The following is a 9970-nucleotide window of genomic DNA, read 5'->3' on the forward strand; positions in this document are numbered from 1 at the left end:
AGGAGTGATTTTCGGTGTCTGTGGTGATCGAGCCCGGCATGAACCGTCGCGTTCCGTGGTTCAAGGGCGATGTTCCTGCCGAGATGGTCCCGGAGGAGTACCGGCTTTCCCGCGCGTACGTACCCAAGAGCCGGTACCTGGACCCCGAGTTCCTGAAGCTGGAACTCGACAGGGTGTTCACGCGGACGTGGCTCATGGCCTGCCGCGTCGAGGAGCTGTCGGGTGTCGGATGCTTCGTCGAGTACGAGATCGGCAGTTATTCGATCCTGGTCGTGCGGGAGGCGAAGGACTCGATCCGCGCCTATCACAATGCGTGCCGGCACCGCGGTACCCGTCTCGCGCGGGGGCGGGGCCGCGTCGGTTCGCTCATCTGCCCGTTCCACGGGTGGCGGTGGAATCTGGACGGCTCGATCAGGCTGGTGCTCGACCGTGAGGAATTCGTGCCCCGCTCGGACGACGACCTGGGCCTGGTCCAGGTGCGGGCCGAACAGTGGGGCGGGTTCGTGTTCATCAACTTGGACCCCGATGCCCAGCCGCTCCTCGAGTACCTCGACCCGATTCCCAGGATCTTCACGCCCTTCCAGTTCGAGCACATGCGGTACCGGTGGATGAAGTCCGTGGTGCTGCCCTGCAACTGGAAGACCGCACTGGACGGGTTCCTGGAGGCATACCACGTGGCGGGAACCCACCCGCAGCTCCACCGGTTCGACAAGTCGAACACGAACATCGCCTCCCTGAAGGAACTCGAGAACCGGATGTGGGCTCCGACGACCGTGTACGAGCGGCACGCGCACTACTCGAGCGTCGGCCCGAAGAAGACCGCGGACTCCGGGGGGACGGCGAAGGACCCTAGCCAGCGGCAGACCGAGGGCCTCACCGACGAGCGGCTCAGCGTCGCCCTGGCCGTGCAGTACATCCAGGAGGACATGCGTGGCCTCGAGAACGAGCGGAGCTGGCGCGCCGCCGAGGCCCTCAAGACCGCCGAGGTGCCGGAGGGCATGACGGCCGGCGAGTACTTCCTCCAGCTGTACCGGGAGCTGTCGATCGCCGAGGGCTACGACTGGCCGGAGATCACCCCTCGGCAGTGGGCCGAGGCCGGTACGGCGTGGAACGTGTTCCCCAACACGATCCTGCTGCCCAATCAGGGTTCGGCGTTCGGCTACCGGGCCCGCCCCAACGGCCCCGACCCGGACAGCTGCATCTTCGAGATCTTCAGCCTGGACCAGGTGCCGGTCGCCGACTACGACAAGAAGCGGGACTTCCAGCCCCAGTTCTTCGAGGACTTCGGCGACGCCGACCTCGGCGAGGTCTTCACCCAGGACCTGAGGAACGCCAAGGAGGTCACAGTGGGCATGCATTCCCCGAGCTTCGACGGGCACCGGCTCAGCGAGGAGCAGGAGATGACCATCTACAACCACCACCGGGTCGCCGACCGGTTCCTCTGGACCGACTGATCCGGAGCGGTCCGCAGCTCATGACACTGCCCCCGGGGCTCGGCCCCGGGGGCAGCGTCATGTCGTGGGAGCCGCGCGGATCAGCGCCGGACCCAGCCGACGTCGTGCCAGTACGTCTCGAGGTGGGTCACCGGCTTCGTCCAGGTCTCGATGTAGGTGACGCCCTCGGGGCCGGCCGTCATCGTGTAGGGCGTGGCGGCCCTGCTGAGGAAGCACTCCCCCGGCCCCACCCGCACGGTCTGCGGCTCGCCCGACTCGTAGTGTTCGATGTGGTACTCGCCCGCGAGGACGAGGAGCAGTTCGTCCACGTTGTGGTGGTGGCGGGGCACCGTGAAGCGCGGTCGCACCCGAAGCGGATTGCGGTTGAAGCGCGGGACGTCGATCGGTTCGGCGCTGACCCACATGGCCCCGTCGAACGTCGCACGGAAGTCCACCGGAGCGTCGCGCAGCAAACCACCGTCCTTCCAGAAGTATTTCGGATGCCCCTGCTGATCGAGGTCCATCGGGACCCAATCCGCGTCCTTCACCAGATCACCGAAAGTGAGTGCCATTCCGCAACCGTAGAAGTGGCCGGCCGCCGTGTCGCCGGAGCGTTCCGTCCAATGGGATCCGCCCATGACACGTCCGGTCCCGGTGGGGAGACTCGGGGCATGACCATCGAGTTCTTCAGTCTGCTGTCCGACGAGGGCTGGATCGAGTTGCCGGTCGATCAGACCTCTCCCACCTATCTGTGGGCCGAAGGGGGGCTTCTCGCCGACGCCCCGGTCGACATGGAGAGGACCTTCGAGGGCAATATGTGGCTCTCGACCGAGGTGGACGGAGTGTTCAATCTGAATGGTCTCCGATGTGCCCCGAATTTCTCGGTGCCCCGCCACCACCACAACATGGACGAGCTGATCATCGTGTTCGGCGGGCAGTTCCATGTCTCCTGGGGGAAGAACGGGGAGGAGGGCAGCCACACGATCGGTCCGGGGGAATTCTGGATCAGCACCGCCGGCACCCCTTATCTCATGACAGCCGGCCCCGAGGGCGTCACCTACATCGAGACCTGGCCCGAGCCGATGGCGAAGCTCGAGACCTACTGGCACGACGAGGGCTGGATCCGTCGCTGACCCGGCGACCTCGGGGCGGCAGTCGCAGATGCCCGGGCGGCTATCGGTTCGAGGAAGGCAGCGGCTACATCCGGGCGGCCGGGCTCCCGGGACTGAACCGGGCGTTCCAGATCGCGTCAGCGGTGTTCCGCACGGCCTCGGCCGCCGTACCCCACCTCATGCGACCGGCCGGCCCGGTGACGGACACCGCCCCGATGGCGCGCCCCGAGTGGCGGATCGGCGCGGCGACGCAGACGAGCCCCTGGTAGGCCTCGCCGCGGTCGAACGCGACTCCTGCCCCGCGGACCCTGTCCAGTTCCGTCCGCAGGGCAACGGGCTCCGTGATCGTGTTCGCCGTCCGCCGCGGCTTCGGCGACGAGGTCACAGCGCGGATCCCGTCATCGTCGAAGGCCGCCATCGCCTTGCCCAGCGCCGTGCAGTAGGCGGGCTTGCGCCCGCCGCGGCGGGTCGGCAACCGGAACGGGCCGGTCACAATGCGTTCGAGGTACACCACCTCGGCCTGATCGAGAACGCCGAGTTGGACGGACATCCCGGTCCTGGCCGCGAGAGCCTGCAGGTGCGGGAACGCAGCTTCCTGCAGCCGGTTCCCTTCGACGGCAAGCGTCCCCAGTTCGAACAGCCGCATACCGACGCGGTAGCCGCCGGGGGCACGTTCGACCCACCCGACCTGGCACAGCTGCTCGGCCAGGCGATGCAGGGTCGACTTCGGCAGTCCTGTGCATTCACTGAGATCGCCGAGACTCAGCACCCGCTGCCCGCCGTTGAACGCCTCCATGATGGAGGCGGCCCGCCCAAGGACGGTGCGGTCCGGGCCACGCCGGTCGCCGGATTCCTCGTCGTGGCTGCGTGCCCTGGAGGCGGTGCGCGCGCCCAGCGACTGGATGACAAATTCCGCGGGCACAGCCGACGTCTCTCGCGCCAAGCTCGACGACACGACCGCCACCTCCCGATTCAGGGCACTAATATGCTCCTCGCCCTTGACGCATCTTGACCTTCCGGCCCGGTATCATCCAATTTGAGCCATAATCAGTATCCTGTAATCAGGGTCACATTCGCCTGTTCGCCTGTCAAGGGACGTGCACCTACCGTCGACGGATACGCGATTTCCCGGCCCGGACGGGAGTCGGCCGACTGACCGCGCACCCCGCAGCTCATCCGCCCCGAACACATTCGGCACCGAGTCCAGCGCCCGCCGACATCACGGCCCACGCATGGTGAGCATGCGCATTTCGCGCAAACGAACATCTGTCGCCTTTGGTGATACGGGCGACATCGCGCGCCCCTCGCCCCGCTGCGACGGAGGGATGGCGCGGCGCAAAATCGGATGTCAGGCCACTCCGACCACTCTGCGGCACACGTCGAAGCCGAGAGGAGGAGCCGTCGGCGCACTCGGGTTCTGCGCAAGGAGCTCTCGCGAATCTTCCTGCGAAACCTTCCGCACGGTTGAGAGCCTGCAACGGCGTACGGAAACTTCCCCTTTCCGTACGGGCGTTGGGGCGCGACGTGGGTCACTGACACGGATACACCCTCGCAAGCCTCCGCGACACCCTCAGATAGCATTACAGTGCACCTTTTGCCAGGACCATGCACTGCAGGTTGATCAAACCCGAGTTGCCGTCGGCCGGACGACATGCCCTGCCGCCGCCATGCCCCATCAATGGAGAACGCATCACGCCTGACGAAGCGGTGTTTGACTGCGGTCGAATGCCGCTGGTCGGTGACTTCCTCGCGCCAGGCCGTGCGGATGCTGCCGTTCGATGCATACCCAGACAATCGAATTAGGTCTACTCTTTTTCGCGTGGAGCTTCCTGCTGCACACATGGCAGCGCTGGTCATCGGTGCCAGTCGCAGACCGGGGATGCCCCGTCGCTGTTGCCACATGGGCCAAGGGGAGGAGAGGCATGACCGACGACCTGGGAGCGTCAGGGCTGAGGTTCGAGCGCGAGGGGGTCATCGGCTGGTGCATCATCGACCGGCCGAAGGCGCGCAACGCTCTGACGTCCGCGATGTACTACGGCGTCAAACGGGCGGTGCACCTGGTCAACGAAAGCCCCGACCTGGCAGCGCTGGTCATCACCGGTGTCGACGACGTGTTCGCCCCGGGCGGCGATCTGGGACGCCGCGCCGAGCCGGGCGACGTCCTGCCGCCCGGCGTGAGAGGGCACGAGGTCCTGCCCTTCCAGGCCATCCGGGAGAGCCCGGCACCCGTCGTGGCCGCCGTCAACGGCATCTGCCAGGCAGGCGGCCTACTGATCGCGATGATGGCCGACATCGCTGTGACCAGCGACCGCGCCACCTTCCGGGTCCCCGAACTGCTGCGGGGCATTCCGGACGCCACCTACGCCGCCGCCCTCCCCGCCCACGTCGGCATCGCTGTCGCCCGCGACCTGCTGCTGTCTGCCCGCCGGCTCGACGCCGCCGAAGCACAGCGGCTGGGCCTCGTCAGCCGAGTCGTCCCCCACGACCAGCTGCGGGACGCCGCGGTGCAAGCTGTCACCGAGATCCTGCAGACCGCCCCGGTCGCCCGCGCGCACGTCAAGCGCATGCTCAACGAACGCTACGGCTTCTTCGACTACGAGACCATGTTCATGGCGCTCCAGCAGGCACACGAACCCCGTGAGGGCATGCGCGCCTTCATGGAGAAACGGCGACCCGACTGGGTCCCCGAGGAGCTCGCGCCCAACGGCGACCGCCGATAGCCCACACTCCCACACCTCGGTACGGGGAACGGGGGCGGGTTGATGCCGTGCTGCGGATTGGCGCGGGGAGTGGTCCCCCACGGGACCGGTCAAGGCCGTCGCCACCGCGGCGTTCTCCCACCGTCAACCAACCGTGACGGGCCGGGCCGGGCCGGGCCGCAGCAACGAGCAACTGCGTCCCGTCGAGCACGATTCCCGTCCCAAAGTCCCCTGCCGGGTTCCTCGTTCGGCCGGCACCAACCGGACGTACGGCCGGACGAGGACGCCCTCCTTCATGGTCCCAGCTGTGCTGCAGTCGGCCGCCGAGGAGGCACCCGGTCCCCGACCGAACCGTCTCGATCAACGCGTATGTGCGACCGCCGGCACACATCGTCCCCCTCCTTCACCTGACTGGAGCCGCAATGTCAGACACACCCATCCCGAGCCCCGGGGCGACCGGAGGCAACCCGAGCGCCAAGGCCCCCATACCCGCTCCGGCCCGCCGTGCGGCCGTGGCCGGGTTCGCCGGGACCTTCATCGAGTACTACGACTTCGCCCTCTACGGCACCCTCACCGTCTACATGGCCCCACAGTTCTTCCCGTCGGACAACTCCGCGACGTCCCTGCTCTCCGGCCTGGCCGTGCTCGGCGCGGGGTTCTTCGCGCGCCCCATCGGCGCCATCATCTTCGGGCGGATCGGGGACCAGCGCGGCCGGCGCACCTCCCTGATGCTCACCGTCTTGATGATGGGCATCTGCTCGGGCCTGATGGGGCTGCTGCCCACGCACACTCAGATAGGCATGCTGGCACCGGTGCTGCTGGTGCTGCTGCGGCTGGGCCAGGGGCTGTCCGCGGGCGGCGAGATGCTCGGCTCGGTGACGTACGCGATGGAGTCGGCGCCGCCCTCCCGACGGGTCCTCCTCTCCTCCCTCAGCCCGTTCGGCGGTGCCCTCGGCGGCGCCGCGGGAGCGGGCGTCGCGGCGGGCCTCGCCGCGATCCTGCCGAACGGGGCGATGGAGTCGTACGGTTGGCGGATCGCGTTCCTGATCTCCGTGCCCCTGATGGTGATCGCGTACCTGATCCGCCACCGTCTGGAGGACACTCCGGATTTCCACGAGATGGTCGTGCAGAAGGAGATCGTCCGCTCGCCGCTGCGCGAGACGTTCACCGTGCACAAGCGGGCAATGCTCATCGCGGCCGGTGTGGCCCTCGCCGCCAACGGAACGGCCGGTATGGGGGCGTGGTTCACGACCTACCTGGCCGGCAACCGGGAACTGGACAGCGGCACCGTGCTGACAGCTCTCGCGATCGCCAAGCTGATGTCCGCGATGTTGATCCCTCCGGCCGGGGCGATGACCGACCGTCTCAGCCAACGGAAGATGATCACGGGAGTCCTGACGCTGGTCCTCATCACCATGGTGCCGATCCTGTGGGTACTGGGCACCGCGACCTCGTTCGCGGGCCTCTTGGTGGGGCTCTTCCTCTTCATGTCGCTTTGCCAGCTGGTCACCGCGCCGGCGTTCAGCTTCATCGCCGAGATATTCCCGCGCAACGTCCGCTACACCGCCTCCAACTTCGGGCAGAACATCGGCACCGTGCTGGGGTCGGGGCTTACGCCGCTTGTTGCGGGGGCGCTCGTGCTGGCCACCGGGTCCTGGGCGGGGCCTGCGTTGTGGGTTGGTGGCGTTGCGACCGTTGGGCTGGTGACGCTTGGTTTCCAGCGGAGGATCATGGGAGCGGTGCGGGGCGATGCGGTGACGGTTGCCGCCGGCTCCGCCAAGGATCGCGCGGCACACTGAGTAGCGGTGAGCCTGTCCGCCCGGCCCGGGACCGACGGGCCGGGCGACGGCAGGACCATGTCGGTGCAGGCCTCCGGGCTTCAACTCCCCGGCTGCCCCGGGACTCCAGGCAGCGCCGCTCAGCGATGCCGGCGGTGGACTTCGCGGCGCGCAGTCCAGTATGGATAGCAGCGCCAGCCCGGCCGGCGGGCCCTCGGTCTCGGCGAGCGCGATCGCCCGGTTGAGGATGACCATCGGGACCGCTTCGGCGACAGGACCAGTTCGTTGAACCCGGCCAGCCTCCGTGCGTGCTTGGGCACCAGCTGCGGCTCGAACGAGCCGTTGCGGTCCCGGGGAACGGCCACGGTGACCGCGCCGGCGTCGGTGATTACGGTCTTGGGCGAGGTCCCGTTGCGGCTGGTGCCCGAGCCGCGGCCGGCCGGATCATGCTTTTCATAGCCGAGATGTTCGGTCATCTCGGCGTCCAGGGCCCGCTCGAGCACCGCCCTGGTGACTGCGGTCAGCAGGCCGCCCTCACCCAGCAGGGCGGCTCCTGAGGCGTCGGCGCGGTCCATCAACCGCTCGACGACCTCATCCACCAACTTGTCCTCGACCGGCTCGGCGGCCGGTGTTTCGGTTGTCTGTCATGGTCCGTCCGTCCCGGCTGGTCAAGGCCCTACAACCGGGCCCCGGCCAGCCTGCCAGATCACGGACTTACACGATCTTTCAGACACGCCACACGCCCTCCAGGTCGCTGAGGGCGGTGGCCCGGTCTCCGTCCTGCTCGGTGACGACGGTGTTGACCACGAGATGGCGCTGCGGTGCCTGCGGTATCAGTCCGCGGTACAGCTGGCGCAGGGCGTCGTGCCCCTGGACCGGTTCCATGCCGGGCAGTGCGGAGACGCCGTCGGCGGTGAAGAGGGCAACGAGATCGTCGAGCCGGCCGTCGTCAGGGCGTGGCAGTAGGTGCCGATCGTCTTACGGACGCTGCCAACCGCCTCCTCGTGGGTCTACGCGTCGGATTCGAGGCGGGTGTTGGTGGTCATGGGACCTCCTGGGGTTGGTCGGTAAGACGGTGCGGGATTGGGGTGCTCATGCTTCCTGGGCTTCCAGGGTGGGGTGCGTGTCGGTGGTTGTGCGCGGAGCCGGGCGGATGAGCAGGGCGGCGATCAGGGCCACGACACAGCAACCCCCGATGACAGCGAACACCTGCATGAAGGCGCTCTCGGTGCTGAATTGGGTGCCGGGCACGACGGACATGCTGAGCAGCAGCGTGGCGACCGATGTGCCCACCCCGACGAAGGCCGTGCGGGCGACCGTGTTGACGCCGGTGGCCTCGCTGGTGTTCTCCACGGGGACACACTCGACGATGAGGTTCGGCGTCGACGTCAGCATGAACGACGTGGCAATCGTCAGGAACACCGAGGAGATGATCACGCCCACGACGCTGTTGTGCAGCAGGGCGAGCGCGATCGCGTAGATCACGCCGAACACGCTGCCGATGATCAGAGCTCGCCTGGCTCCCGTGCGGGCGGAGATCCGGCCGCTGACCGGCGCGAGCAGGAAGCCGAGGAGCGCGCTGGCGAAGCCGAGCGCCCCGGAGACGCTGGCGCTGAGACCGAGGCCCACGGGAGCGCTTGTCGGGGATTGCTTGATGATGTGTTGGAGGAATCCGGTGATGCCCAGCGGGCCGAACGCGACAGCCATGGTCGCGATCGTGGTCAGCGCGAGCTTCCGGTTGGCGAACAACCGGATGTTGATCATGGGGCTGTCGACGCGCAGCTCCCACCAGGCCCAGATGGCGAGCAGCAGGATGCCGGCCAGGATCGTGCCGATCGTTCGGCCGTCCAGCCAGGTCCACGTGCCGGACTTGGTGATGCCGAACAGCACCAGGGCGATGGCCGGTGCGAACAGCACGCCGCCGAGCCAGTCGATGCGCTCCACCCTGGCGAGGACGGTCGACCGGGGAAGCAGCGGACAGGCGGCTGCGGAGAGCACCGCGACCGCGGCGGTGGTGATGAAGATGGACCGCCAGCCCAGGGTATCGATCAGCACGCCGGAGATGAGGGCGCCACTCGCCCCGCCGAGCATGGCGGCGCCCGCGATCCAGGCGATCGCCACCGGTACCTGCTTCTTCGGGAGGCTCTCCCGCGCGAGGCCGAAGCACAACGGGAGGATGCCGCCGGAGACCCCCTGGATCGCCCGGCCGACGATGGCTCCGGTGAGGGTGCCCGTGGAGATGCTGATGATCGACCCCACGGCCGAGATCAGCAGCAGGATGATGATCAGGTTGCGGCGGCCGTAGATGTCGCCGAGCCGGCCGCACACCGCTGAGGATGCCGCGGCGACCAGCGCGAACGCCGTCAGTAGCCAGCTGGCGTCAGCGGGGGTGGTGTGGAATACGGAGATGATCCGCGGGAGGGCGGTAACCAGCATCGTCGACTCGAGCGAGCTGACGATGTCCGCGAAGAGCAGGACCGCGATGATGAGTGGGACGGGACGTGCTGGACGGACGATGTCATCGACTTCTTTGGATGTGAAGTCGCCGATGGATTCTTCGGATCGGGGCATCGTGTCTCTCTCGGGTAGGCGTGATCGACGTTGATCGCCTTGCCTTGGGCACACGTCCGCGAGCGCCGCGCATGAACCGGACGCCGGTTCCGAGGAATCAGGAACTCGGGCGTGGCGACGACGATCTCGGGCAACCGCCCAGGGCTCTCTGGCTCGACGGGAGATCGAGGACTGGCACGAGCTTCCTCGCGACCCGTTCTGTTCAACAGAACGAACTGATTGCTTAGCGAGGAGAGTGTGACCTCACCGAGAACCCGTGTCAAGAAGTTCTGCAGGTCGGCCGCGGGGCGATCCATTCAGTGTGTGGGCTGGGTGCCGCCGATGCGTTCGGTGAGGGCGGCGGCTGACTGTGTGACGAGCGCGGCCAGTTCGGGCAT

General features: G+C 67.7%; 8 protein-coding genes and 1 pseudogene. 4 read left to right on the plus strand and 5 right to left on the minus strand.

The window, feature by feature from the left end:
- Positions 1 to 14 precede the first annotated feature (14 nt).
- Positions 15 to 1454, plus strand: a complete 1440-nt coding sequence (locus ABT009_RS44695; protein ID WP_351308277.1) for an aromatic ring-hydroxylating oxygenase subunit alpha — start codon at positions 15 to 17, stop codon at positions 1452 to 1454.
- Positions 1455 to 1534: 80 nt separating this feature from the next.
- Here ABT009_RS44695 and ABT009_RS44700 read toward each other — a convergent pair whose 3' ends face one another.
- Positions 1535 to 2005, minus strand: coding sequence for a hypothetical protein (locus ABT009_RS44700; protein ID WP_351308280.1), 471 nt, complete (start codon positions 2003 to 2005; stop codon positions 1535 to 1537).
- A gap of 99 nt (positions 2006 to 2104) precedes the next feature.
- Here ABT009_RS44700 and ABT009_RS44705 point away from each other — a divergent pair, with 99 nt between their 5' ends.
- Positions 2105 to 2566, plus strand: coding sequence for a cupin domain-containing protein (locus ABT009_RS44705; protein ID WP_351308283.1), 462 nt, complete (start codon positions 2105 to 2107; stop codon positions 2564 to 2566).
- Between the two features lie 64 nt (positions 2567 to 2630).
- Here the strand turns inward: ABT009_RS44705 and ABT009_RS44710 are convergent, their stop codons facing one another.
- A complete protein-coding gene (locus ABT009_RS44710; RefSeq protein WP_351308286.1) occupies positions 2631 to 3467 on the minus strand; it encodes an IclR family transcriptional regulator in 837 nt (278 codons plus the stop codon).
- 1000 nt (positions 3468 to 4467) lie between these two features.
- Here ABT009_RS44710 and ABT009_RS44715 point away from each other — a divergent pair.
- Complete coding sequence (locus ABT009_RS44715) at positions 4468 to 5265, plus strand: enoyl-CoA hydratase/isomerase family protein (RefSeq protein ID WP_351308289.1); 798 nt, start codon at positions 4468 to 4470, stop codon at positions 5263 to 5265.
- Positions 5266 to 5666: 401 nt separating this feature from the next.
- Positions 5667 to 7043 (plus strand): MFS transporter, encoded by a 1377-nt coding sequence (locus ABT009_RS44720; protein WP_351308292.1) that lies wholly within the window; start codon positions 5667 to 5669, stop codon positions 7041 to 7043.
- Positions 7044 to 7291: 248 nt separating this feature from the next.
- Here ABT009_RS44720 and ABT009_RS44725 read toward each other — a convergent pair.
- From ABT009_RS44725 to ABT009_RS44735, 3 genes and pseudogenes are all read right to left on the minus strand, one after another.
- Positions 7292 to 7624: pseudogene (locus tag ABT009_RS44725) on the minus strand (transposase); the annotation flags it as partial.
- A 124-nt stretch (positions 7625 to 7748) separates the two neighbouring features.
- Entirely contained in the window at positions 7749 to 7985 is a 237-nt protein-coding gene (locus ABT009_RS44730; RefSeq protein WP_351308305.1) for a nuclear transport factor 2 family protein, read from the minus strand.
- A 129-nt stretch (positions 7986 to 8114) separates the two neighbouring features.
- Positions 8115 to 9593 (minus strand): MFS transporter, encoded by a 1479-nt coding sequence (locus ABT009_RS44735; RefSeq protein ID WP_351308295.1) that lies wholly within the window; start codon positions 9591 to 9593, stop codon positions 8115 to 8117.
- Between the last annotated feature and the right edge of the window lie 377 nt (positions 9594 to 9970).

The organism is Streptomyces sp. NPDC002896 (assembly GCF_040295225.1).
Taxonomy (GTDB): Bacteria; Actinomycetota; Actinomycetes; order Streptomycetales; family Streptomycetaceae; genus Streptomyces.

Bases quoted from the DNA above. Each gene is read 5' to 3' on its own strand.
- ABT009_RS44700 (WP_351308280.1), bottom strand. From the start codon at position 2,005: ATGGCACTCACTTTCGGTGATCTGGTGAAGGACGCGGATTGGGTCCCG.
- ABT009_RS44705 (WP_351308283.1), top strand. From the start codon at position 2,105: ATGACCATCGAGTTCTTCAGTCTGCTGTCCGACGAGGGCTGGATCGAG.
- ABT009_RS44715 (WP_351308289.1), top strand. From the start codon at position 4,468: ATGACCGACGACCTGGGAGCGTCAGGGCTGAGGTTCGAGCGCGAGGGG.
- ABT009_RS44720 (WP_351308292.1), top strand. From the start codon at position 5,667: ATGTCAGACACACCCATCCCGAGCCCCGGGGCGACCGGAGGCAACCCG.
- ABT009_RS44735 (WP_351308295.1), bottom strand. From the start codon at position 9,593: ATGCCCCGATCCGAAGAATCCATCGGCGACTTCACATCCAAAGAAGTC.